The organism is Streptomyces sp. bgisy027 (assembly GCF_057710365.1).
Genome location: NZ_JBYIVZ010000039.1, coordinates 57748 through 82066, shown reverse-complemented (window position 1 = coordinate 82066; position 24319 = coordinate 57748). Strand labels below are relative to the sequence as shown.

At 68.9% G+C, this 24319-nt stretch carries 17 protein-coding genes and 4 pseudogenes; 12 read left to right on the top strand and 9 right to left on the bottom strand.

The window, feature by feature from the left end; genetic code table 11:
* Window positions 1-19: 19 nt before the first annotated feature.
* Together AC3ETA_RS33255 and AC3ETA_RS33250 are read right to left on the bottom strand one after the other, a co-directional pair.
* Complete coding sequence (locus AC3ETA_RS33255) at window positions 20-325, bottom strand: reverse transcriptase N-terminal domain-containing protein (RefSeq protein ID WP_432196609.1); 306 nt, start codon at window positions 323-325, stop codon at window positions 20-22.
* A 706-nt stretch (window positions 326-1031) separates the two neighbouring features.
* On the bottom strand, window positions 1032-1973 hold the full coding sequence (locus tag AC3ETA_RS33250; RefSeq protein WP_432196608.1) for an integrase: 942 nt from the start codon (window positions 1971-1973) through the stop codon (window positions 1032-1034).
* 263 nt (window positions 1974-2236) lie between these two features.
* Between AC3ETA_RS33250 and AC3ETA_RS33245 the strand changes: the two genes are divergently transcribed.
* Both AC3ETA_RS33245 and AC3ETA_RS33240 read left to right on the top strand, forming a co-directional pair.
* A complete protein-coding gene (locus AC3ETA_RS33245; RefSeq protein ID WP_432196607.1) occupies window positions 2237-2944 on the top strand; it encodes a hypothetical protein in 708 nt (235 codons plus the stop codon).
* 226 nt (window positions 2945-3170) lie between these two features.
* Entirely contained in the window at window positions 3171-4754 is a 1584-nt protein-coding gene (locus tag AC3ETA_RS33240; protein WP_432196606.1) for an ATP-binding protein, read from the top strand.
* Between the two features lie 55 nt (window positions 4755-4809).
* On the opposite strand, the pseudogene AC3ETA_RS33235 reads toward AC3ETA_RS33240, so the two are convergent.
* A pseudogene (locus AC3ETA_RS33235) lies at window positions 4810-5592 on the bottom strand (integrase core domain-containing protein); the annotation flags it as partial.
* Between the two features lie 1264 nt (window positions 5593-6856).
* Here AC3ETA_RS33235 and AC3ETA_RS33230 point away from each other — a divergent pair.
* Window positions 6857-7360: a hypothetical protein gene (locus tag AC3ETA_RS33230; RefSeq protein WP_432196605.1), complete on the top strand. Its 504-nt coding sequence runs from the start codon at window positions 6857-6859 to the stop codon at window positions 7358-7360.
* Between the two features lie 181 nt (window positions 7361-7541).
* Entirely contained in the window at window positions 7542-8018 is a 477-nt protein-coding gene (locus tag AC3ETA_RS33225) for a hypothetical protein (protein ID WP_432196604.1), read from the top strand.
* 223 nt (window positions 8019-8241) lie between these two features.
* On the opposite strand, the pseudogene AC3ETA_RS33220 reads toward AC3ETA_RS33225, so the two are convergent.
* From AC3ETA_RS33220 to AC3ETA_RS33210, 3 genes and pseudogenes are all read right to left on the bottom strand, one after another.
* A pseudogene (locus AC3ETA_RS33220) lies at window positions 8242-8555 on the bottom strand (transposase); the annotation flags it as partial.
* Between the two features lie 240 nt (window positions 8556-8795).
* Entirely contained in the window at window positions 8796-9362 is a 567-nt protein-coding gene (locus tag AC3ETA_RS33215; RefSeq protein WP_432196603.1) for a hypothetical protein, read from the bottom strand.
* Between the two features lie 112 nt (window positions 9363-9474).
* The gene (locus AC3ETA_RS33210) at window positions 9475-9672 is read right to left on the bottom strand and encodes a hypothetical protein (RefSeq protein ID WP_432196602.1); all 198 of its coding nucleotides are present in this window, start codon (window positions 9670-9672) and stop codon (window positions 9475-9477) included.
* 219 nt (window positions 9673-9891) lie between these two features.
* Here AC3ETA_RS33210 and AC3ETA_RS33205 point away from each other — a divergent pair, with 219 nt between their 5' ends.
* A complete protein-coding gene (locus AC3ETA_RS33205) occupies window positions 9892-10806 on the top strand; it encodes a haloalkane dehalogenase (RefSeq protein ID WP_432196601.1) in 915 nt (304 codons plus the stop codon).
* A 952-nt stretch (window positions 10807-11758) separates the two neighbouring features.
* Here the strand turns inward: AC3ETA_RS33205 and AC3ETA_RS33200 are convergent.
* Window positions 11759-12503, bottom strand: a pseudogene (locus AC3ETA_RS33200) (IS6 family transposase).
* A gap of 909 nt (window positions 12504-13412) precedes the next feature.
* Here AC3ETA_RS33200 and AC3ETA_RS33195 point away from each other — a divergent pair.
* The 4 genes and pseudogenes from AC3ETA_RS33195 (at window position 13413) to AC3ETA_RS33180 (ending at window position 20352) form a co-directional block, all read left to right on the top strand.
* Window positions 13413-13811, top strand: a complete 399-nt coding sequence (locus AC3ETA_RS33195; protein ID WP_432196600.1) for a DDE-type integrase/transposase/recombinase — start codon at window positions 13413-13415, stop codon at window positions 13809-13811.
* Between the two features lie 188 nt (window positions 13812-13999).
* A pseudogene (locus AC3ETA_RS33190) lies at window positions 14000-15134 on the top strand (IS110 family RNA-guided transposase).
* Window positions 15135-15284: 150 nt separating this feature from the next.
* The gene (locus tag AC3ETA_RS33185) at window positions 15285-16496 is read left to right on the top strand and encodes an IS110 family RNA-guided transposase (protein ID WP_432196599.1); all 1212 of its coding nucleotides are present in this window, start codon (window positions 15285-15287) and stop codon (window positions 16494-16496) included.
* Window positions 16497-17217: 721 nt separating this feature from the next.
* The gene (locus tag AC3ETA_RS33180; protein ID WP_432196598.1) at window positions 17218-20352 is read left to right on the top strand and encodes a Tn3 family transposase; all 3135 of its coding nucleotides are present in this window, start codon (window positions 17218-17220) and stop codon (window positions 20350-20352) included.
* 186 nt (window positions 20353-20538) lie between these two features.
* On the opposite strand, the gene AC3ETA_RS33175 is transcribed toward AC3ETA_RS33180, so the two are convergent.
* Window positions 20539-21414: an SDR family NAD(P)-dependent oxidoreductase gene (locus tag AC3ETA_RS33175; protein ID WP_432196597.1), complete on the bottom strand. Its 876-nt coding sequence runs from the start codon at window positions 21412-21414 to the stop codon at window positions 20539-20541.
* Between the two features lie 51 nt (window positions 21415-21465).
* On the opposite strand from AC3ETA_RS33175, the gene AC3ETA_RS33170 reads away from it, so the two are divergent.
* Window positions 21466-22113 carry a TetR/AcrR family transcriptional regulator gene (locus AC3ETA_RS33170; protein ID WP_432196596.1) on the top strand — a complete coding sequence of 216 codons (648 nt, stop codon included), beginning with the start codon at window positions 21466-21468 and terminating at the stop codon, window positions 22111-22113.
* Window positions 22114-22417: 304 nt separating this feature from the next.
* Complete coding sequence (locus tag AC3ETA_RS33165; protein WP_432196595.1) at window positions 22418-23086, top strand: recombinase family protein; 669 nt, start codon at window positions 22418-22420, stop codon at window positions 23084-23086.
* A 46-nt stretch (window positions 23087-23132) separates the two neighbouring features.
* On the opposite strand, the gene AC3ETA_RS33160 is transcribed toward AC3ETA_RS33165, so the two are convergent.
* Window positions 23133-23573, bottom strand: coding sequence for a hypothetical protein (locus AC3ETA_RS33160; RefSeq protein ID WP_432196594.1), 441 nt, complete (start codon window positions 23571-23573; stop codon window positions 23133-23135).
* Between AC3ETA_RS33160 and AC3ETA_RS33155 the strand changes: the two genes are divergently transcribed.
* On the top strand, window positions 23566-24258 hold the full coding sequence (locus tag AC3ETA_RS33155; RefSeq protein WP_432196593.1) for a hypothetical protein: 693 nt from the start codon (window positions 23566-23568) through the stop codon (window positions 24256-24258). The two genes, AC3ETA_RS33160 and AC3ETA_RS33155, sit on opposite strands and share 8 nt — an antisense overlap.
* Window positions 24259-24319: the final 61 nt, after the last annotated feature.

Below are 24319 nucleotides of genomic sequence, written 5' to 3'. Positions count from 1 at the left end.
GAATTCACGGACTATCCCGCTACATCAGCTGCGGAACCCGGGTCCGCGGGGTTAGAGCCTTCTGCCCGTCGATTCCCGCCGTCTTCTTGCCGGTGCTGACCTGGCAGACCCGCCTGACACTCGTCAACGTGTTGGCCCTGGACCGCAGCATCAGCCTTTGCAGGTTGCGCACCTGCTTCATGTCACCCTCGCGGGCAGCCCTGAAAATCCTCTGACGCAGCCGCCTTACAGACGTCTCCTCCCGGCTCCAGCCATTGCTGTGCCAGAACTCGGCGTCGCCCTCGGGTCCGTTCATCCGGGGTTCGGCGATGGCCAGTTCGGTCAACGCAGCCCTCCCTTCAGTCCAACTTGCGCCTCGGTGCAAGTGCTTGCTCATCGTCTCTTCATGGCCTACCTGGTCCACGTCAGCCGCCTTTCGGCTCCAGCCACAGGCTGGTGTCCACCGGGTTATGGGCCGCCAGGTGGAGACTCCTGGTCGGCGGCCGCTTCCCCTGGGCTTTCGCCCTGGTGGCGTTCGCTTCTTGGACCATCCTGTTCCCGCACGGGGGTTCGGCCTCCGTTGCCTTCGGCTTACCGGCTGACGAGGCCGGACCCGTACGGGGTTTCCGTGTTCCACATCGTGCAGTTGCGCCCGGGTGGGGTGCTCCCTTTCCGCCGTCCTCCGCGGTGACCAACAGGTCCCTTCCCGATGGGGACCCGCCACGCCGGGCTTCCCAGCCCCAGAGGATTCCACCGCCGAGTGCTGACCATTGAGCGGTGTAAGTCTGACGACGAGAGTTCGCTTTCGCTCACCCGTCCGGACTTCCCCTTCGCCTGTAGCTTGCGAATGCGAGCCCTTGGGCTTGACCGCCTCCGCTCAGCACCCCGGGATTACTCCCGACGCACCGGAGGCTGGGGACTGACCGTCGGTCACTGGTCAGGTCCGCATGACACGTCTCCTCCCCTGCGGACTCTGCGTGCGATGTGACTTCACGTCGCACCGGGCGTGCCTTCCCTACCCGCGCTGCGAACGCGGGCCTACTCGGTGACCATCACAGGATCAATCGGGAAGGTACGCCCTCCGCGTCCCATCCCGAAGGCCGATCCACAAGTCCTGAGCACTGCTCCTCTCGCCTGCAAACCTGCACCCACCGCTCCATGATCGAGTTCATGCGCGGCATGCGAATGCCGGTGGTGACGACCTCGATGCCCTCAGCTTCGAAGACGGCATCGAACGTGCGGGTGAAATTGCTGTCGCGGTCCCTGATCAGGTGTCGGACGGTGGCGCCAGCATCCTGGAGGTCCATGACCACGTTCCTTGCGGCCTCGGTTACCCAGTCCGCAGTGGGATGGGCGGTCGCGCCGAGGACACGGATGCGGCGGCTGGTGTGCTCGATGACGGCGAAGACGTATAGCGTCGCACCGTTGAGGGTGGTGGCGGTGAAGAAGTCGCAGGCTAGGATCGCGTGGGCCTGGCCGCGCAAGAACACGGCCCAGGTCAGACGGTCACGTTCGGGCGCCGGCTCGATCCTGTGCGCTCGAAGAATCTCCCATACCGTGGACGGTGCCACCTTGATGCCGAGCAGGGCGAGTTCGCCGTGGATACGCCGATACTCCCAGGAGCTGCTCTCGCGGGCCAAGCGCAGGACAAGGGCTCGGATACTCCGGCGGGTCGGCGGCCTGCCAGACCGCTTGAGGCGGGAGGCGTCAGCGTGACGACGGCGCATGAGGTCACGGTGCCACCTCAGGACCGTATCCGGCGAGACGATCAGATGCAGCTGCCGCAGTGTGGGCCTGGGGAGCCGTTGGAGGAGCGCGGCCAGAAAGGCACGGTCCGCCTGCGTGATGCGCGGCCTGTCGATCTGCCGCTGCAGGACAGCCAACTGGTGGCGCAGCGTCAATATCTCGATGTCCTTGTTCACAGCGCTCATCGGCAGCAGCCGTATGACGGCGAACACGCTCGACACGGCCAGGTAGGGCAGTTGCAACAGCACGGTCCACCAGCATGACACGACCCATCCGACGATCACTGGCCGGTCGTGAGGATCTGCAGGTCGCAGGCAATGGATGAGGTCTTCGGCACCCGCACGGCCTCGGCGTAACCGAGCGCACCGGCGACACCTTCACCCTCACCCCGCTCGGCCACGCCCTGCTCCGCGAGGGCCTGCTCCTCGGCACCGCGAACCTGCCGGACGTCGACCCCGACACCTTCCCGACCGAGGAAGCGGTACGGGCGGCCTGGGACGCGGGCCGGCTGGTGGCCGCCGCCCAGTGGTGGCCGTCAGGTGCGGCCCGCAAGACGCTCGGCGACTGGCTGTCCGGTCGCGGCGCCGACGGCTGGTCCGAACTCCTCGCCGCGCTCGCCGACACCCCCGCCGGGCCGGACGCGGCCCGTCGGCGTGCCCTGCTCGGCCTGCTCGACGCGGCGGCAGCCCCGGTGCCGGCCTGGGAGACCCTGCTCGACGACCCCGTACTGGGAGAACACGCCGCGCACACCCTGCGCGCTCTCGGCCACCGGGCCGACTCCACTCGGGTACCCGAGGCCGCCCGCGCGACGTACCTGGCCGACCGGTTCGAGGAGATCCGCCTGGCCGCCGCCCTCACCCGCCGCATGGCCGTCCGTCCCGACGCGGCGGATGACGGTGACGGCGAGGGAGCGCAGCCGCCAGAACGAAACGCCGCGCTGTACGCCGCTTTCGACGAGGCCGCGGCCGAGTGGCCCGGAGGCGGCCAGGCCCTGGTCGCGGCTCTGGCCGTCGCCGATCCGTACGCCACACCGCCAGTCCTCGAGGAGCTTTCCGGTCATCACAACGCGACGGTGGCCGAGGCGGCGCGGCGTGCTCTGCGTGCCCTCCGGGCCGAGGCGCACGCCAGGCCCACCCGCCGAGCAAAGGACGCGAAGACAGCCTCGCGAGGCAGGCCGCAGGCCGGGAAACGGTCGAAGAAGCAGCGCAAGAGGCACTGATTCCGCACGGTCGGTGCCGGTGGACGCGTCCGCAGGAGCCGGACCGGCGTCGGCTCTGATCCGTACCGCGGATCTCACCCGCACACGCGTGGGGGTGGTGTCACCACGCCTCGGACCGCGTCGACGAGCCCGGAACACGGAAGCCGTGGATTCGCGACGGCTCCGGGGTGCCTCCGACGTCCCACGCGCCTGAAGGATGTCGGTGCTGTCGGATAGCGTGTGTGCCGTGCGCTACTTCAACACGGCAGGGCCGTGCCTCCCCACGCGCCACTACATGCTGCCAGCCCAGGAACGGCTGCCGCAGGCCCGCGAGATCGTGGACCAAGGCCAGTACTTCGTGGTGCACGCACCCCGGCAGACCGGCAAGACCACGGCGCTGGCGGCGATGGCCCGGGACCTGACGGCCTCGGGCCGGTACGCGGCGCTGCGTTTCTCCTGCGAGATGGCCGAGGCCGCGGATCAGGACATCGAGCGGGCGGAGCTGCTGGTGCTGAGCGCGATCCGGCAGTCCGCCGAGGCGGCCGGGCTGCCGGACGAGCTGGCTCCCCCGAGCCCGTGGCCGGATGACGCGCCCGGGGCCCGGCTCAAGCGGGGACTGTTGGAGTGGGCGCGGAGCTGTCCGCGTCCGCTGGTGCTGGTCTTCGACGAGATCGACGCGCTGCAGGGGCAGAGCCTGCGCAGTGTGCTGCGTCAGCTGCGGGACGGCTATACCGACGTACGCGATCAGTTCCCGCACACGGTGGCGTTGTGCGGGCTGCGGGACGTGCGTGACTACAAGGCGGCCTCGGGCGGGGATACGGGCAGGCTGGGGACGTCGAGTCCGTTCAACATCAAGGTCGCTTCGCTGCGGTTGGGTGACTTCACCGAGGCCGAGGTCGCCGAGCTGTACGGGCAGCACACCGCGGAGACCGGTCAGGAGTTCACCCTGGACGCGGTCCGGCGCGCCTTTTGGTGCACGCAGGGCCAGCCCTGGCTGGTCAACGCGCTGGCTTATGAGATCACCAGTCGGATGCGGGTTCCGCTGTCAGAGCCGGTCACGGCCGAGCATGTGGACGAGGCGAAGGAGCGGCTGATCCTGGCCCGGGCGACGCATCTGGACTCGCTGGCCGCGCGCCTGGGCGAGGACCGGGTGCGCCGGATCGTCCAGCCGTTGATCGCCGGTGAGCTGCTGCTGCCGACGGACACATACGACGACGACCTGGCCTACGTGCGCGACCTGGGCCTTGTCGCCCCGGACACGCCGGTGCGGGTGGCCAACCCGATCTACAAGGAAGTCATCGTCCGCGTCCTGGGAAACAACACGGAGAGCCAGGTCGTCGACGCCCCGAGCAGCTTCCGGCTGGCGGACGGCCGGATCGACATGGACAAGCTGTTGCATTCCTTTGCCGAGTTCTGGCGGGAGAACGGGGAGATCCTGGCCACCAGCTCGACCTATCCGGAGGCGGCGGCGCAGCTGGTGATGATGGCGTACCTGCACCGCATCGTGAACGGGGCGGGCTTCATTGACCGTGAGTACGGGGTCGGCCGGCGGCGCGTCGACCTGCTGATCCGTCAGCCGTACACCGCTGCCGACGGTTCGCGGGCGGTGCAGCGCGAGGCTCTGGAGCTGAAGGTGTGGCGCCAGGGCCGCACCGACCCCCTCGCCGAGGGGCTGGCACAGTTGGACGACTACCTGGACCGCATGGAGCTGTCCACGGGCACCCTCGTCGTCTTCGACACCCGCCCGCAGGCAGCCCCGGTCCACGAGCGCACCACCTTCTCGCAGCAGACCACGCCCTCCGGGCGCACCGTCACCCTGCTGCGCGCCTGACGGCCGGGAGACCTCAGCCAGGAGCGTGTCGGGCTCGAAAAGTCATCGCTGCACGTCAGGCCGCGTATCGGTACTCGTTGATGACGCCGCCGAGGACGCGGGTGCGCAGGACCTTCCGGCCTTCGATGTCGTGCGCGGTGGCGGGCTGCTGGTCGGAGTCAGGCGGCAGCTGATGGCGGGCCCGGTGCGGCCGATGCCCGTTGTAGTGCTGCTGGTAGGCGGCAAGGACCTGCCGCGCATGGGCTTCGCCCACGATGAGGACGTGGTCGAGGGCCACGCGTCGGATACTGCCGATCACCCTCTCACAATGCGCGTTCATCCGCGGGGGGCTCTTGATCACGTCCATGTCTTCAGCCTCGAAGATCGCATCGAAGGCCTGGCCGTACTTGTCGTCGCGGTCGCGTAGCAGGAACCGCAGGCTCTCCATACGTGTGCCCAGGTCGGCGGCGACGTTCCTGGCCTGCTGGGTGGCCCACTCGCGGTTCGGGTGGGCGGTGACGCCGGTGATGTGCAGGCGTCGGGTGCCGTGTTCGAGGAACGCCAGCGCGTAGAACCGCTCACCGAGCGCGGTGTCCACATGCAGGAAGTCGACCGCGACGATGCCCTTGGCCTGGTTGGTGAGGAATTCCTGCGAGGTTGGGCCGGTGCGGCGAGGGGCCGGATCGATGCCCGCCGCGTGGAGAACATTCCACACGGTGGAGGCGGCGATCGGGTGCCCCACGCGGGCCAGCTCGCCCTGGATCCTCCGGTGCCCCCACCGGGGATTGTCCCGGGCCAGGCGGAGCACGAGCTTGCTGATCGCCTCCCTGGTCGGCGGGCGACCGGTACGGGCGCGCCGCGCTGGCACCGGGCCTTCGTTGATCTTGCCGAAGGGGTGGTGGTGCTCGGGTGAGTCGCCGGGCAGGGTCAGGTCGTTGCGGTTTGCGACGAGAGGCGGGGATCCTGATGGGGAGCGGTTTTTGTTCAGTCGGTCACCATGCGGCGTTGCTCCAGGAGAGCCCCTACCGTCTCCCGGTGGGAGGGCAGAGACCGTGAACTCAGCTGCGCAGGTGGGAGGGTAGGGCGAGTTGCTTCCAGGAGACCGTCGGCGGAATCGCCGCGACGTTGGTCAGCCGCAGTGCGAGGCCAGACTCGCCGCGTTGATCCGGACGGCTCAGGCCTGGACACGTCATGGTGAACGCGGTCCTGCTGCTGCGCCGCCCCCTGCTGGTGACAGGGGGTGGGCAGATCCCGGGAAGGTGCCCCTCGTGTACTGGATCGTCCAGGTACTGAGGCTGGGCCGGGTGCTGCGCTGGCGCATCAGCAAGCAGATCTCTTCGCGGAGCGGTGTGTATGACTGTGACGCAATAGAACGAGTTGAAGACGCTGCGGCGGCGCACCGCGCGGACGGCACGTTCAACCTGCAGGCCCCCCATGCTCCGCGCAGGACCGGCCGCTTCCTCCACCCGGGCCCCTCGCGGGCCGCGCTGCCACCCCACAGACTTCCCCGGGTGCTGCTGGTCGACGAGTTGGACAAGAGCGGCATGGATCTGCCCAACGACCTGTTGCGCATGTTCGAAAAGAGCCGGTGCATCCCTGGGCCGGCGGGTGCACCCCCGAAAGATGCTGCCGAACGATGCCCCGCCTCACCGCAGCAGGCGCGCCAGGTGCGGCGCCTCTTGCATCGTGGTCGTCTCCTTCACCTGCAACAGCGAACGGGACTTCCCCGCGGTGTTGGTGGGCCGTCGTATGCGGCTGTGGCCGCCCGACCCTCCGCGGCTGGCCTGCATGGTCAGGCCCCACGCCCGAGAACAGCAGACAGCGCTGCGGCGAGCTGTCAGGGTGCCCGCGGAGTAGATGCCAAGGGATCGGGGGCTAGATGATCGCAATGTGAGGTCCGCCGCCACAATGCCGTGAAAGGACGGACGGCGGACCCCTCCACCTACGGGACGTAGCCCGTGACCGGCAGAAGGTGGCCGCCTTACTGCCGGCGCAGACGTCGAGGACCGGGCGCTTGCTGGTGCCCGGTTCCGATGACTTGCCTCTCCAGTCTAAGGGCGGGTCCTACCCGGCGACATGCAGCGTGTGGCGCCGTATCACCTCACCTCAGTACGGAGAAACGCATGCCCATTGGCATCGCAGTCCCCTTGGTATCCCTGATCGTCGCGATCGCCGGCTGGCTCGTGCTGGCCCTGATCGAGAATCACAAGACCGACAAGGAGGACCTGGAGAAGACCGCAGGCGTCCTGCGCAGGATCGATCTCGGTGTCCGCGACCTCAAGGAGCTCAAGCGGGCAGCGACATTCCTGGAGCTCCAGGGGCTGGGGAAGTTAGTCAAAGAGGTTGAGCGGGACGTTGACCAGTACACCGGTGACCTGCAGAGCAGACTGGAGTCGGTGGCCGAGCTGCTCCGCCGGTATGTGGAGGCGGCCGCGCCTGCCGTGGACGACGTCCGCGCCGCCCACCTGTCTGCTTCTCATCGCGGTGATGTGCCGACCGAGTTGACGGTCGAGTTCCTGGTGGCGCGCTGCGAGGAGCAGGCACTTCTGCGGCCGCACCTGGAGAGCGCGGTGGCCGCCGCTGAAATGCGCATCCGCCGGCTGCGGCGCCTTCGCCTTTGGAACTGAGCGGCTCCTCGATCCGGCACGAAACCAACCGTCTTGCGCCTCCGGATGCACCGGGGTTCCACCGTCTTTGTCGGCGCAGGAGAATCAGCCGACCGGCTTCGACAGCGTCGGTTCTCACCTGGCGCTGCTCCGTCGCGCGGCTATGCCGCCCTGCTCCCCACGATTTGAGGACACTGCAACCGTGAACGCAGAATTCTGGGTCGCCTTCGGCACCGGAGTCGTTGCTCTCATCGCACTGATAACCAGTTCGGCCAGCACCGCCAAAGCCCGTGTCAAGGCTGTCGAAGACGCCTACATCGCCCGCTACTGGCAACTCCTCGACCGCTTCCCGGCCGCGGCTCTCGTCGCCCAGGACGGCACGTCATGCACGGAGGACGAACTCAAAGCCGTGCGCCTGTACTTGCGGCTGTGTGAGGACGAGTTGGAACTCCGCCAGCTCGGCTGGGTAGGCCGCAGGACGTGGCAGCAATGGCGTCCCGGTATCCAGGCCCAGCTCAACCAGTGGCCTGTCGCCGATGAGTGGGCTCCCGTCCGAGACCACCAGCGTGCGCCTGACCAATTCACCCTGCTGCGCCAGTTGGATGCCACCGCCGGTTTCGACCCCTACCAGCCTCACCCCTACATCGGCCGGATCACCCGTCTGTGGCGGGGTCTGTGAGAGCACGTCACCGAAACTTCCTGCAGCCCGGGACGCGGCAAGGTATACGGCTGCGGCCGCCTCAGCGTCGCCCCCGCCAAGAACACACCATGACCCGCAACCACCCGTGTCCATCCGCGCGAGTCGAGATGATCCTCGAACGCCTCACGAATGATCTCGCGAGCCGCGCGAGTGTCCAATAGGACGGGTCTGGCCCGTAGTCGGTGGTGACGGCGGGTAGTCATCAGTGCAGGAGTATGCGCTGGTGGAGGAGGGTGAATCCGGCGCGGCCGTGCATCTGTCTCATGATCCGTTTCGTTCTGGTGTTGACGCCTTCGGAGCGGCCGTTGTGGTAGGGCAGGGTGAGGCCGGCGTCGACGGCTGAGCGGTCGAGTTCGAGGCCGTTGGCGAAGCTGTGCAGGTGGGGCAGGTCCGCGGCGCGGGTGTCAGCGATCCAGCCGGTGAGTTCTGCATCGTTGCCCTGGGCCGGTGTGAGCAGAGCGGCGAAACCGCGTACGAGGTCGGCGAGTTCGGTCATCCCTCCGGGCGGGCCGCGGTGATCTTCTCCAGCAGCGTGGCCTCCTTCGCGTTCGAGGAAGGCGGCCAGTGCCCCGCGGGTGGCGAGGGTGTTCTTCAGGGCGGGCCAGGTGTCCGGCAGCCGGGGTGATTCCATCACCACTGTGGCGGCGCGGGCCCAGCCGGAGTCGCGGTGTGCGGCGTCGTGGTGGAAGCCGGGGTCGGTTACGGCGGCGGACAGGTCGTCCTGGGAGGGTCGGTCTCCTGCGCGGGCCAGCGCGGTCAGGACGGCGGCCCACTGCGCGTCGGTGCGGGCGGGGGCATGGGCCCAGGTGCGCTGCACGCCGACGGTTTCCGGGACCGCACCTGGCCCGGGCACTCGACCACAACCCGCGCCGCGCTGCCGCGGCCGCCCTCGCCCTGGCGATACAGGACGGCCATCATCCCGACGACACCGAACTCCAGCACCACCCTGATCACCCGGTGCACCCAGCTGGCCGGCCCCGATCTGCCCCGTCTGCTCGCCGAGTCCCTGAACGGCTGCACGGAAGCGGAACTGATCAGCCTGGCCATCGCCCTCGCCGCCACCGCCGGTCCGTTGAGCAGGGCCAGGGCGGTCAGGGTGGTGGCGGTGCGGTTCCAGTCGGTGGTGGCCGGACTGGCCGCGGCCTCGGCGAGGACTGGTGAGCGGCGGGTGACGGTGACAGCCGCATCCAGCAGCAGGCGGTGCAGTTCGCTTGCCTCGGACGGGAAGGACGGTGCTGCGGCCACGGCGCCCAGCCACCTGTCCGGGGAGGCTGCGAGGCCGTCCGCAGTGCGGTACAGCTCGCGGGTGATCTGCTGCCACAAGGGGCCGGGTGGCCCCTCCCCCGTGGTGAGCGCGGTCAGGGTGTGGCGCAGGCGGGTCTCGCTGAAGGCCCGGCGGCGCTGTTGTTCCTCGCGTGCCTGCTGCTCGGTGTCGTCATCGGCGGGGCCGTCCCAGCCGGGGGGTGGCGGCCCTCAGGTCCGGGTAGCGCTCGCGCAGTGCCCGCGCCTGCGGCAGGTCGGGGTCTGCCGGGTCGGGCCGTGCGGTCGCCAGCCACGCGGCGTGCCGGCGGGCCTGCGGGCTGAGGGCGGGCCACTGCAGGGCGCAGTACACGGATTCGTCGGCGGACAGCACGGCGGGAGTGTGCCACTCCCCCGAGCAGAGCCTTCCCCCACAGCCCCGCGCCGGGCGATCTCCGGGAGCCGGCATCGCACGACGAAACGCATGACCGCCCAGTACACAGCCACCGTGGCGACCGCACCCAACAGTGATCAACCTTGAGAACGGCCGGGCCTCACCACGAATCGCGTGGGAGCGGGTCGCCCGGCCACGCTCGGGCTCTAGAGTCGCCCCATGAGAATCCTGCGTACGCCTGATGAACGGTTCGACGGCCTACCGGACTACCCCTTCTCCCCCTCCTACACCGAAGTAGCGGCGGACGACGGCGCCAAGTCGCTGCGGGTGCACTATGTCGACCACGGAGACGGCTCCTCGGGCGAGACCGTGCTGCTCCTTCACGGGGAACCGTCCTGGTCCTACCTCTACCGGCACATGATCCCGGTTCTCTCCGCAGCGGGCCACCGATGCGTCGCTCCCGACCTCATCGGCTTCGGCAGGTCGGACAAACCGACCCCGCGCTTGGAATACACCTATCAGCGGCACGTTGACTGGATGCGCGAAGCCCTGTTCGACCGCCTGGACCTGCGCGGCATCACTCTCGTGTGCCAGGACTGGGGCGGGCTCATCGGGCTGCGTCTGGTGGCGGAGTCCCCCGACCGCTTCGCTCGGGTCGTCGTCGCGAACACCTTCCTTCCCACCGGTGACCGCGAGCCAGGTGAGGCCTTCCTCGCATGGCGCGAATTCAGCCAGAACACCACCGAGTTCCGTGTGGGCGACATCGTCAACGGCGGATGCACGACCGATCTCGCCCCCGAGACCGTCGCCGCATACGACGCCCCCTTCCCTGATGAGACGTTCAAGGAAGGCGCGCGGCAGTTCCCGCTGCTCGTACCCGTGTCCCCGGACGATCCTGCCGCCGAACCGAACCGCCTGGCCTGGCAGACCCTTCAGAGCTTCACCCATCCCTTCCTCTGTTCGTTCAGTGACCAGGATCCGATCAGCCACGGTGCCGATCGCGTCTTTCGAAAGCTCGTTCCCGGCTGCCGTGGCCAGGAACACGCCGTTGTCAAGGGCGGAGGGCACTTCCTCCAGGAGGACCGAGGCGCCGAATTCGCAGAGATCGTGAACCGATTCATCGCCACCACCTGATACCGCGGCTGGTTCTCCATACCCTGGGCTGGTCGCGATCAGTGACGGTCTCGGACCGTCCGGCGGTCGTGCCCACGCCCAGCGGGGCGGTTCGCTTGAGATTCGAGCCGGGGCTGCCATTGCCTGGCCGTTTCGGTTCGGGTGCAGGGGCCGGGCCATGGCAGGTGAGGACACCCGTGAGCGATGCGCCAGCCCGAGGTGACCGAGGCCGGGTGACGCTCTGCGTCACCGGCGCCGCCTTCCTCTGCCGACCGCCTCTTCGTCAGGGCTCGAACCGGTCCGAAGCACTCCCCCGTCAAGGGCTGTGCCAAAGCCCACCGTTGGGGCTGAAGGCCACCTCGGCCCAGGTGACCTCCGACGGCCGGCACGTCACCCTCAAGGGCGCACAGGCCGAGGTACACGAGAGAGTCGGGTCGACCTGTACAGCGGGGTCACCCGGTCGGGCCCCCAACAGCGCGTTGCCGCCGCCGAGTAATCGGGTCTGCTCGTAGCTGAACCAGCGTGGAAAGAACCGCTCGACGTACGCGCGGGCCACACGGTAGCCGTCCGGGGGTCTTGGGGGGCGCCCGCCTGCGCAGACGAGGTGCCGAGGAGCACGCCGACGGCCAGGAGCGCGGTCAGCCGCTTCCATCGGGTGTGCATCGTGAGGTGCAGCATGGACTGCCAGGTCTTCCCTTCGGGCGGAGCCGCCGCCTCGGTCGTGCGACCGGCGGCCCAGGCCGGCCTCGCCCCGGTCGCGATCGGTACCCGCTTGAGATCGGCGGAGACACGGAGAATCTGCCCGCGGCGACGCACGATGACAAGGCTGCGGAACGCCACATCCCGCGCTCCGAGGAGAGCGGTGCGGCCAACTCACCCGTCCTGCGCGGCAGCGTCATGCCCAAGGGGTGATCCCGGTGTCGGTTTTCCTGGTGCTGTCACGTTGTCGGGCGCGTGACTGTCTGATGGTGCGTCAGGGCGTGCTGGGGCCGGGTTTCGGGTCCTGGGTCAGTCGGCGGCAGGCCATGCTGCCGGCGCTGCGGTCCCGGAGGGTGAGGCGGAGGGACATCTCGAGACGGTTCTGAGCGGCGGCCAGGAGGTGCCGTCGGGGCCGGGAATGAGGCGAGGTGCCACTGAACGCGGACAGGAACCGTTGCGCGGCGCCGGGCGGGCGGAAATACTTCATCGCGCGTTCACGCTGCCTCGTCGGCTGGTGGCTGTTCTCGGCCCGGCTGTCCAGCCCCTTGTGGGAGCGGTGTCCGACGGAGGCCACGAGTTCGCGGTGGGCGACGCCGCAGCTCTTCAGCTTGTCGGTGACGAGCACGCGCGGGACGCGGCACTGCTTCTTCATGAGCTTGGCCATGAACCGCTTCGCTGCCTTCGAATCACGCCTGGACTGGACCAGGATGTCGAGGACGTCGCCGTCCTGCTCGACCGCCCGCCACAGGTACTGCCGCTCGCCACCGATCTTCACGAACACCTCGTCGAGATGGCACGTGTCGCCGGGCCCGGGCCAGGCGGCGCCGCAGCCCGCCGGCGTACGCCTGGCCGACACACCGGCGGCGCACGGTCCCGTAGGACACGATCACCCCGCGCTGGAGCATCAGCTCCTCGACCTCGCGGTCGCTGAGCGGGAACCGGAAGTACAGCCACACGCAGTGCGCGACGATTTCTGCCGGGTAGCGGTGGCCCTTGCACGACGGCGACACGCGCTTCACGGCAAGCCCCTCCCGCCCAAACCCAACCCGAAGATCATCTCGTCCACTGGTCAACATGACAGCACCCGGTCGGGTGCTGGAGCTGGAGTTCCAGCTGAGGGGCGCGTGTGGCGAGTATGGGCGGCTGGAGTACCCGTTGGGCAAAAGTTGCGTTGATGTATGCGGCGATTTCCCGCGAGACCTGTCCCGGACCGGGATGATGGGTAATCGGTAGCCGAGGTGGCCGTCCCCGAGGCGATCGCCCATCCCGGGACACCTGCCGCGTGCGCCGCCATCATGAGTCCTGCCAGTGAAGCCGGCAGCAGCAGTGCGATCTGGAACACGGCCGGCCAGGCTTTATCGTTCTTGGCGTAGATGCGTTCCACAAAGCGGTCCAGGAAATCCAGGAAACTGTCGGGCGGAGCAGCGGACCGGTCATTTGCCGTCGCAGCCTGCCGTCCACGGGGAATCGCGCCTGCCGGCGGGCTCCCTGGTCTCGTCCTGCGCTGCCCGGGCTCTTGCAGCGCGCCGCTGCGGGCTCCATTCTGCGCTGGGATTTCCGGCGCACCGGGACCGGGCTCAGGCGTCCCCGATGCCGCGGGAAAAGGGTCGGGCACCTGGAACTCCTGACTCACACACGAAACATGACGCAGCGGGATGTCGGCCTGCCGAACCAGACAGCCACCCCGTTAACTGCTGGTCAAACGTCTGACGCCGGGGTCGCGGGTGCGGCTTGAGGCGATCCGTTGATCGTCTTGTGCCACCGGATGTCGGCCCTCCATCGGTTGACGGAGCAGTTGGCGCAGGCGCAGACGAGAACCCAATGTATAGCCCTGCGCGCCCTGCACGTGTCAGCTCAAAGAGCAGCGCCGCGTATCCGGGAACTGCCCGTATCCCCTGCGTACGGCAAGGCCGAAGTCCGCTATTCACATGCACGGACTCTTTATGCCGGTCCGGGGTTGCGGAAAAGCGCCCCTTTTCACCCCGGGGAGTGACACCACACGCCCCTTTGGCAGCGGAGATCTCACCGAGATCGACACGGGCGAGGGCAAGCTGTACTTGGCGACGGTCATCGACCTGCTCTCCCGCCGCCTGCTCGGCTACGCGATGGCCGAGCAGCACGACGCCGACCTGGTCGTCGCGTCCCTGAACATGGCCGCGGCCACCCGCGGCGGCGACGTGCGCGGCGTGATCATGCACACGGACAGGGGCAGCGAGGGCGGGTTCAAGCGGGCGTGCCGCACACTCGGCGTGATCCAGTCCACGGGCCGGGTCGGGTCATGTTTCGACTGTGAGGATGATCAGGTGCCGCTTCGGGCGGTGGCCTGACCCGTGTTTCGACTGGCGTTGTTGCCTTGGCGTTGATCTGTCGGCCACTGCCTGGAGGGGTACTCGCTGCCGCCGGGCAGGGGACGTGTCCCGATAGGGGCCTTCGCGACAGGCACCTTCCCAGTCTTGACCGCCCCCCGGCCCGGCGACGGCCACCAGCACCCGAGGCAATCAGGAGACAGGCGACCTTGCCCAACATCACGCAGTCCGAAGCCCCGTGTCACATCCCGGCCGACGCCGCCGAGCAAGTCCTGCTCGGGGTTGACACCCACAAGGATGTTCACGCCGCGGCCGTCATCACCATGCTCGGCGCCGTTCTGGATGGCCGCAGCTTCCCGACAACCGCAGAGGGCTACCGCCAACTCGTGGCCTGGGCCCGTTCGTTCGGCGTGCTGCGGCGGGCCGGGGTCGAGTGCACCGGCTCCTACGGGGCCGCCCTGACACGGCACCTGCGCGCCGAGGGCATCGAGGTGACTGAGGTCAACCAGCCGGACAAGGCGGCCCATCGACGTCACGGCAAGACCGACGCCATCGATGCCGAAGCCGCTGCTCGCGCCGTGCTGTCCGGCCGGGCCACCGCCGCAGCGAAGAGACCGACGGGCCGGTGGAGATGCTGAGGCTATTCAAGCTGGCCAAGGGGTCCGCCATCAAGTCCCGCACCCAGGCCATCAACCAGCTCAAGAGCGTCCTGGTCTGCGCCGACGCCGAACTTCGCGAGTCCCTGACCGGACTGAGCAACCCGAGGCTGTTCACACAGTGCGCCGCACTCGCGCAACCGGAGATCTCTGGGCCGGCAGGGGCCGCGCGTCACACCCTGAGACTGCTGGCCCGCCGTATCCAGAGCCTGACCGAGGAGATCAATGACCTGAACAAGCGGATAACCGGCGCGATCACAGCGAGCACTCCTGGTCTGCTCACATCCGCGGCGTCGGCCCGGACACGGCGGCTGCCTTGCTCATCTCGGCCGGCGACAATCCGGAACGCCTCGACAGCGAGGCGTCCTTCGCCGCTTTGTGCGGCACCAGCCCGGTCGAGGCATCGTCCGGCAAGACCCAGCGCCGCAGGCTCAACCGCGGCGGCGACCGCCAGGCCAACGCCGCTCTCTTCCGGATCGTCCTCAGCCGTCTGCGCTGGGAGGAGCGTTCCCAGGACCACATGCGGCGACGCCTCGCGGAGGGCAAGACGCGCCGCGAGATCATCCGCTGCCTCAAGCGGTACGTCGCACGAGAGATCTACCGGCTCATCGCCCATTACCTTCGTCGTAGAGCCCGGTTCGGGTTCGTGGCCATCGGGGCCGGTATGACTCTTTGCCCCTGTCCTTGATGATCCGGGGGGTGCTGTCACTGGTCCCGGCGGCACCGGTTGATCGCTGATGGAAGCGTGTCCGCCCACGGGCAGGGCTGCGTAATGTGGCTGCCGATCTCCGGTGTCCCGGCAGGCCACCCGTTGTGCCGGGAGGGGAGGGAAAGCCCGGTGACCAGCAACGACTTCACGTCTATCGATGTCTTCTGCGCCCTGGATGTCGGCAAGTCCGAGCATCACGGCACGGCCCTGCTGCGCGATGGCCGCACGACCTTCGACAAACCGCTGCCCAACGGTGAGCCGCAGCTGCGGGAACTGTTCGCCCGGCTGCAGCGCAAGGGGAAGGTCCTGGTCGTGGTCGACCAGCCGGCCTCCATCGGCACCCTGGCGGTCACCGTCGCCCGCGCTTGTGGATGCGAAGTCGCCTACCTGCCGGGCCTGTCGATGCGCCGACTGGCCGACCTGCACCCCGGCACCGGCAAGACCGACGCCCGCGACGCCTACGTCATCGCCGATGCCGCCCGCGCCATGCCCCACCTGCTGCACTCCATCGAGGCCGACGAGAGCGTGCGGGCCGAACTGACCATGGTCCTGGGCCACGACGACGACCTCGCCCAGGACGCCACCCGCACCTCCAACCGGCTGCGTGGCCTGCTCACCTCCATCCACCCCGCCCTCGAACGCGTCCTCGGGCCCCGCCTGCGCCACCCGGCCGTCCTGGCCCTGCTGCAGACCTACGGCTCCCCCACCCAGCTGGCCCAGGCCGGCACCGAGCAGATCGCGCAAGTCATGCTCCGCGCCGCTCCGCGGATGCGCAGTGCCCACACCCTGGCCGGCCAGATCACCACCGCCCTGACCGAGCAGACCGTGCAAGTCCCCGGCACCGAGTCGGCCGGGGAGATCGTCTCCGGCCTGGCCGAGGCCCTCGCGGTCCTCCTCAAACGCCGGGACATCCTGGAGATGCGGGTCGCCGCTCTGCTGGAGGCCCACCCTCTCGCGAAGGTCCTGACCTCCATGCCCGGGGTCGCGGTCAGGACCGGTGCCCGCATCCTGGCCGAGGTTGGCGACGCCAGCGCGTTCCCCACCGCCGCCCACCTGGCCTCCTACGCGGGACTGACCCCCACCACGCGTCGTTCCGGGACCTCCATCCGCGGCGAAGGACCACCCCGCGGCGGCAACAAGACGCTCAAACGGGCGCTATTCCTGGCCTCGTTCGCCTCGCTGAGCAGCCCCGAATCGCGGGCCTACTACGACAGGAAGCGCGCGGAGAAGAAGCGCCACAACGCCGCGCTCATCTGCCTCACCCGCCGCCGCGTCGACGTCCTGCACGCCATGCTCAAGCACCGCACCCTCTACCAACCCGGGCACGAACAAACAGCCTGACCAAGCCCACAGACCTTGACCGAACAGATAGAAGCACCCCCCCAAGCCACCCCGGAAGACCGCGCAGAACGCGCCCGAGACGCCGCTTGACATCCATAGGGGCATCAACGCCGTGAGCGAGGCGTTCAACAGCGTGCTCAAGGTCGAGTAGGTCCACCGGCACACCTTCCGCACCCGCACCGAGGCCCGCGTCAAGATCGCCACCTGGATCACCGACTTCTACAACACCAGGCGGCTACACACCATATGCGGGTTCAAGAGCCCGATCGACTACGAACATGACTACCGAGCCACCCTCGCCGAGGAACTGGCGGCATAGATCGTCTCCATGATGCGAGGGGATTGACACTCACGGCGTCACCTCTGGTGCTCGTGGTTTTCCCCCCGCGACACGCCCACTTCGCATACGCCAATTGCATCAACGGGCCGCGCCCATCGCACCGCGGTACGCCGGTCACCCGCCTGGGTTCGCCCTGGTCGCGCGTTGTGCTCCGCACGGATCTGCTGGTGGCCATGAGCGACAGCGGTGACGAAGAGCTCACTGCCCGTGAGCGCAGCGAGTTGGACGCGCTGCGGCAGCGGGTGAAATCGGGCGTGAGTAGTTGGCGTACAGGAAATCCCGGTCAGATTGATCTTGGTCGGCTAGCACATGCACCGAGGACGCCGCTGGGCTTCGCGGAAAGGCCGCCGGGCGGGCGCCGGTGCTGGCTACGGTCCGGTCGTGCCGGTGGAGTTTCTGACTGATGAGCAGGCCGAGGCGTACGGGACGTTCACCGAGGTGCCCACGCGCCCGGAGCTGGAGCGGTTCTTCTTCCTCGACGATGACGACCGCGACCTGATCGCGGTGCGCCGTACGGACGCGCACCGCGTGGGCATGGCGTTGCAGATCTGCACAGTCCGCTACATCGGCCGGTTTCTGGGCGAGAACCCGCTCGCCGTGCCGTGGGAGGCCGTGGAGTATCTGGCCGGGCAGCTCGGCATCGCAGATGCCTCGTGCGTGAAACGGTACCCGGAGCGTCGCTCGACGGTGTACGAGCACGCGGCGGAGATCCAGAAGCGGTTCCAGTACCGGGACTTCACCGACCGGCGATGGGGCCGGGAGTTCCGTGGCTTCCTGTACGGGCGGGCGTGGACGCACGCCGAGGGACCAGTGGCCCTGTTCAACCACGCAGTGACGTGGCTGCGCAGGAACCGGGTGCTGTTGCCCGGCGTCTCGGTCCTGGCCCGGCAGGTGTCGGAGGCCCGCACGGCGGCAGAGCGGCGCCTGTACGAGGCAGTGGCCCGCGCCGCGCACCGGGCCGATCCCGCGCTCGCGCCGGCGCTGGCTGAACTGCTGGTGGTGCCGGAGGGCAAGCGGGTCTCGGAACTGGAGCGGCTGCGCACTCCACCGACGAAGTCGACGGGCACCGCGATGGTCCGGGCCATGGAGCGTGTGGAGGAGATCTCCGCGTTCGCGCTGGGGCGGGTGAACCTGTCCCGGGTGCCGGTGAACCGGCTGTCCACACTGGCCCGGTACGGGCAGCTGAGCAAGGCGCAGACGATCGAGAGGGCCCCGGAGCCGCGGCGGACCGCCCTGCTGACGGCGGTGGTGAGCCAGTTGGAGGCGCAGGCGGTCGACGATGCGCTCGACCTGTTCGCGGTGCTGATGGCGAACCGGCTGATCAGTCCGGCGAGGCGGGCGTCGGACCGGGAGCGCCTCGCGATGCTGCCGCAGCTGGAGAAGGCGGCCCGCATCCTGGCGAAGGCGTCGAAGATCCTCACCGAGGAACTGGACCTGGTCCCCGAGCACGACGCGGACCTGGACGTCGCGGCGCTGTGGGCGGCGGCAGAGGAGGCCGTGCCGCGTACAGCGGTGGCCGGGGCGGTCGCGACTGTCGAGGACCTGGTGCCCGAGGACGACGGGTCGGCCGAGGCGGGGATGCGCGAGAAGCTGGTCCTGCGCTACAACACCGTGCGCCCCTTCCTCTCGGTGCTGGGCGAGTCTGACGCGCTGGGCGCTGCCCCGGCCGGGTGGCGCATCCTGAAGGCGGTGCGCCGCCTGCCCGCGCTCTCGCGGCGGCGGGTCAAGGACCGGCCGTTGCTGCCCCGTGAGATCGACGCCGAGCTGGTGCCCGCCATGTGGAAGCGGGCGGTGTTCTCCAACGCCAAGCTGCCCCAGGGGGCGGTCGACCGGGACGCGTACGTGGTGTGCGTGCTGGAGCAGCTGCACCGCGGGCTGAACCGGCGCGACGTGTTCGCCGCCCCGTCGAACCGGTGGGCGGACCCGCGCGCGAGGCTGCTGGACGGAGCGCGGTGGGAGGCGATGCGCGCGGATGTGCTCGCGGGCCTGTCCCTGACCGAGGACGCCGGCGAGCACCTGGCCCAGCTCACGTGCGGGCTCAATGCGGCCTGGCGGCAGATGGCCGACCGGCTTGCCGAGGCCGGCGACGGTGCGAAGGTGGAGATTGTCGTCCCCGAGGGCGGCGGCCGGGCCCGCCTGTCGGTGGACAAGCTCGGCGCGGTGGGCGAGCCCGAGTCGCTGACCTGGCTGAAGACCACCACTGAGGCCATGCTCCCCAGGATCGACCTCCCGGACCTACTGTTCGAGGTCCACTCCTGGACCGGCTTCCTCGACTCCTTCGGCCACGTCTCCGACCGGCGCACCCGTATGGAGGGCCTGCTCGTCTCCCTGGTCGCGCTGCTGGTCTCGCAGAGCTGCAACATCGGCCTGACCCCGGTCATCGACACGGAGAACAAGGCGCTGACCCGCTCGCGCCTGTCCCACGTCGACCAGACCTACGTGCGCGCCGACACCCTGGCCGCGGCGAACGCCGCGCTCATCACCGCCCAGTCCCGTATCGAGCTGGCCCAGATGTGGGGCGGCGGGCTGCTCGCCTCCGTCGACGGGCTGCGCTTCGTCGTCCCCGTCAAGAGCATCAACACCGGCCCCTCGCCCAAGTACTACGGATACAAACGCGGCGTGACCTGGCTCAACGCAGTTAACGACCAGGTAGCGGGGATCGGCGCGATGGTCGTGCGCGGCACCCCGCGCGACAGCCTGTACACGCTGGACACCCTGCTGAACCTCGACGGCGGGGTGAAGCCGGAGATGGTGGCGACCGACAACGCCTCGTACTCGGACATGGCGTTCGGCCTGTACAAGATGCTCGGCTTCCGCTTCGCCCCGCGCTTCCGGGACCTGGAAGACCAGCGGTTCTGGCGTGCGGACCTACCCGGCGGGGACGGCCCGCCCTGCGGGTACGGGCCGCTGGAGGCCGTCGCCTGCAACAAGGTGAACCTCAAGCGGATCGCCACGCACTGGCCGGACATGCTCCGCGTCGCTGGATCGCTCATCACCAACCAGGTCCGCGCCTACGACCTGCTGCGGATGTTCGGCCGCGAGGGCCACCCCACCCCGCTGGGTGCCGCGTTCGCCGAGTACGGCCGCATCGACAAGACCATGCACCTGCTCGCCCTGGTCGACCCGGTCGACGACACCTACCGGCGGCTGATGAACCGGCAACTCACCGTGCAGGAGTCCCGCCACCGCCTGGCCCGCGCGATCTGCCACGGCGGCCGGGGCCAGATCCGCCAGGCGTACCGCGAGGGCCAGGAGGACCAGCTCGCCGCCCTCGGCCTGGTCCTCAACGCCGTCGTGCTGTGGAACACCCGCTACCTGGACGCAGCCGTCGCCCAGCTCCGCGCCGAGGGCCACGACATCAAGGACGAGGACGCCGCCCGCCTCTCCCCGCTGAAGGACCGGCACATCAACTTCCTGGGCCGCTACCTCTTCAACATCAAGGCCAGTAGCCCCGGCCAGGGTCTGCGGCCCTTCCGGGACCCGGACGCCATCGAGGACGACGAGGACGAAGCCTGAGAACCTGACATGGATGCCCTGCGCATGAAGCCGTGGCCTGTGGTCTGGCCGCGGTGCGACGCTCGTGCAGTGAGCCCGCGGCTTGACGCCGGGAGAGTCCTCGTCCCGGGCCGGAGGGCAAGTTGTCCGTTGACTGCGAGCTCACCGGTGGCCGCACCGCAGGGGACGGAGCCGTTCGTGGAGTCCTCATCGGCCAACGGCTCCCTTCGGGTAGTGGCGGCGCAGGTTGGCGGCGAGGACGCGGTCGAGCGTGCGGTCGGACAGCATCGGGCCCAGGCGCATGATCAGGGCGGCATCCCGGCCGGCGGTGTAGCGGGTGCGCGGTCTACGCGTCGTCACGGCCCTCGCGATGACCCGGGCGGCGGCGTCGGCGGGCAGGCCTGAAGCAGTGCCCGAGGCCATCAACTTGTTGTTCGCCTGGACCAGGCTGCCGTAGCGCTCGTCCTGCTCCGGCGTCATCTGGGCAGCCAGGTGGTTCGCCGTCTCGACCCCGCGGGCAGCCATCTCCGTGCGGACGCCGCCGGGCTCGACCACGACCACCTGTACGCCCAGCGGAGCGACCTCCCGGCGGAGCGAGTCGCTGACCGCCTCCAGGGCGAACTTCGCGCCGGCGTACGCGCCGTATGTGGCCATGGCGAACTTGCCGCCGACCGAGCTGATGTTGATCACACGACCCTTGCTGCGCAGCAGCGCGGGTAGGAGCGCTTGAGTGACGGCGATGTGGCCGAACAGGTTGACTTCGAACACCCGCCGCCACTCCGTCATCGGCAGGGCTTCGACCGGAGCGTTCACCTGGACGCCGGCGTTGTTGACGAGCGCGTGCAGTGCGCGCGGGTCGTCGGCGACCCGCGCGGCGAGTGCCTCCACCTGCTCGGACTTGGTGATGTCGAGGATGACCGGCTCGATGCCGGTCGATCGGATGGCGTCGGCGTCACGGTCGCGTCGCACGCCTGCCAGGACGTGAAATCCCTGGCGAGCCAGTTCGCGGGCGGCTGACGCGCCCATGCCCGTGGAGGCCCCGGTTACGACGATCAGCTTCTGGATTTCAGATGACGTTGTCATCTTGACTACGGTACAGGTTCAGATGACACCGTCAACTGTATGATGGGCGTCATGACCAGCCGTGCGGAGTCCGCCGCCGCCACCCGCCGCGCTCTGCTCGACGCGGCCGCCGAGCTCCTCGACCTCGGCGGCCCCGAAGCGGTCACCTTGCGCGAGGTGGGCGCGCGGGCAGGCGTGACCCGGGGAGCGCCGTACCGACACTTCACGAGCAAGGACAGCCTGCTGACCTCCGTCGCGGCCAAAAGCTGGGAACGGATCGGCGACCAGGTGCACGCCCTTCGGACCGACCCGGCCCTGTCTGCCTGCGAGAAGCTGCGCGGCGCTCTCCGTGCCCTCATCGACGTCGGCCGGGACCAGCCGCACCTGTACCAGGTGTTGTTCAGGCGGCGCGCAAACCTTCCTGGGCAACTCGGTGACGGGATGGATCGCATCCGGCGTCAGCTATGCGGGCCGGAAGGCGACCCGGCCGTGGCCGACCGCGCGGCCGAACGCTTTCAGGACGAATTCCTGGACATCGTCGCCGCCCTCGTGGGAAAGCGGAACGCACGGCACTACGGCGCCCTGCTGCTGACCAGCGCCCACGGCATCGCGGGCATGGAGCTCAGCGGCCACCTCGACACAGGCAAGTGGCACACCACCGCCGACGAACTCGTCGACACCCTCGTCCGCATGGTCACGGACGCCGGCGAAATGACATAGCAACGCCCACGCCCCCTCGACGGCAGACGCCGGGCGAGGACGGCGAGGACCCGCGGCGAGCTGATGCTCTCCTTCTCGTCTCGCTCAACCTGCACCTCCTGGGTACCTTCGCTCTGCCGGTTGCGGAAGCCATCCGCACTATCCCCCGGGCCGCCTGAACCCCTGCCGGTTCGTCAAGAAACCTACGTTTTCTGAAGATCACCCTGCGGAGCTGTCCGGACCCCGCAGAGCCTTCAAAAACCCCTTCAAAAACCCGAGTGATTCAACAACCCCGCACCACCGTTTTCTGACATGATCCCGGGCCATGACCGCCCTCGAACCGGCCGACGAGCCGGGTCTCCTCGTCGCCGAACCGCTCGTCCGCACCGAAATCAAGATCGGATACGCCCGGGTCTCCACCGGCGGGCAGAAGCTGGAGCGGCAAATCGACGCGCTCACCGCCGCCGGGTGCCGGAAGATCTTCGCGGACAAGAAGTCCGGCAAGAACGCGCTCCGCCCCGAACTGAGGGCGTGCCACGCCTTCCTCGACCCCGGCGACACCCTCGTGGTCCCCTCGCTCGACCGCTACGGCCGCAGCCTCCAGGACCTCATCAACATGGTCGCCGAACTCCGCGAGCGCGGCGTCGGCTTCACCTCGCTCCACGAGAACCTCGACACCACCACCCCCGGCGGCCGGCTCGTCTTCCACGTCTTCGCCGCCCTCGCCGAGTTCATCCGCGAACTCATCGTCATCGGCACCAACGAGGGCCTGGCCGCCGCCCGCGCCCGCGGCCGTATCGGCGGACGCCCCAGCGTCGCCACCGAGGAAGTCATCCGCGCCGCCCGCGACCTGCTGCCCGACCCCGGTCGCTCCATCACCTCGATCGCGAAGCTACTGGGCGTCTCCTCAGGCACGCTCTACAACCACATCCCCGACCTCCGAGAACTCCGGGCGGGCGCAGTGCCCCGCCAGCTCGAAACCCCCACGAGGTAGGCGAATCACAGCAAGATCGTTCTCACCGGGATTTCCTGTACGCCAACTACTCGCACCCGGAAATGCGCTGGAGAGCGCCGTGCCACCCCGGGCGGCGCGGCGTCACCCGTTCCGCTCGCTCAGCTCGGTCCTGCTGATTCTCCTCGCCGCGCTGCTTTCGCTGCTGTCCGTCGTCGCGGTGTGGGCGAACAGCATCGTGCAGGACACGGACCGCTACGTCGCCACCGTCGGGCCGCTGGCGAGCGATCCCGATGTGCAGGAAGCGGTCACCAACCGGGTCACCGTCGCCGTGCTGGCGCAGATCGACGTGGACGCGCTGGTCAAGGAGCTGACGGACGCGGCTGAGCAGCAGGGTGTTCCCCCGCGGGTGGCCGAGTTGCTGGGCGATCTGGACGGCCCGATCGAGAACGGGCTCAAGCAACTGATCAACAGCACCGTGGAGCGTGTCGTCACCAGCAGTGCCCTCGAGGTCGGTCTGGGTGAACACCAACCGCAGGGCGCGCTCGGCCCTGGACAAGGCCCTCACGGTCCGGTCCGACAGCGCGGTCAAGCTGGAGAACAACCAGGTCGTCATCGATCTGGGGCCGATCGTCGCCAACGTCAAGAACCAACTGGTCGATGCCGGTTTCTCAGCCGCCGCGAAGATCCCGGCCGTCCACACTGACTTCGTGGTGTTCGCGTCGGAGGACATCGGCAAGATCAAGTCCTATGTGCGGGTGCTGGAGATCCTCGGCGGCTGGCTGCCTGTTATCTCGTTGCTGGTTGCGGCCGTCGGGGTGTGCGTGGCGTTCAACCGCCGGCACGCGTTGATCGGAGCCGCACTGGCGGTGTTCGTCGCCATGCTCGTGCTCGGAATCGGCCTCACCGTCGTCCGTGACGTCTATCTGGACCATCTGCCTCCCGGGGTTTCCCAGGCCGCCGCGGGCTCCGTGTACGACGCACTGGTCAAGTTCCTACGGGCCGACGTGCGGGCGCTCGCCGCGGTCGCCCTCTTCACCGCCGCCGGTGCCTTTCTCGCCGGCCCGTCCCGGATCGCCGTTCTCACGAGCACCGGCTGCCGGAGGAGCATCGGCGGTCTGCGCGACGTGGCGACGTCGGCGAGGCTGCGGCTCGGTGCGTCGGGCGGTTCGTCCATCGCTTCAAGCGCGGGATCAGAGCGGCCATCCTGGTGATCGCGGCGGTCGTTCTGTTCACCTGGAGCTACCCGACCACGGCGGTTGTGGTGTGGACCGC

Excerpts from the sequence above, each read along its gene's own strand:
- AC3ETA_RS33170 (WP_432196596.1), top strand. The coding sequence starts at position 21,466 with ATGACCAGCCGTGCGGAGTCCGCCGCCGCCACCCGCCGCGCTCTGCTC.
- AC3ETA_RS33165 (WP_432196595.1), top strand. The coding sequence starts at position 22,418 with ATGACCGCCCTCGAACCGGCCGACGAGCCGGGTCTCCTCGTCGCCGAA.
- AC3ETA_RS33230 (WP_432196605.1), top strand. The coding sequence starts at position 6,857 with ATGCCCATTGGCATCGCAGTCCCCTTGGTATCCCTGATCGTCGCGATC.
- AC3ETA_RS33205 (WP_432196601.1), top strand. The coding sequence starts at position 9,892 with ATGAGAATCCTGCGTACGCCTGATGAACGGTTCGACGGCCTACCGGAC.
- AC3ETA_RS33195 (WP_432196600.1), top strand. The coding sequence starts at position 13,413 with ATGCACGGACTCTTTATGCCGGTCCGGGGTTGCGGAAAAGCGCCCCTT.
- AC3ETA_RS33175 (WP_432196597.1), bottom strand. The coding sequence starts at position 21,414 with ATGACAACGTCATCTGAAATCCAGAAGCTGATCGTCGTAACCGGGGCC.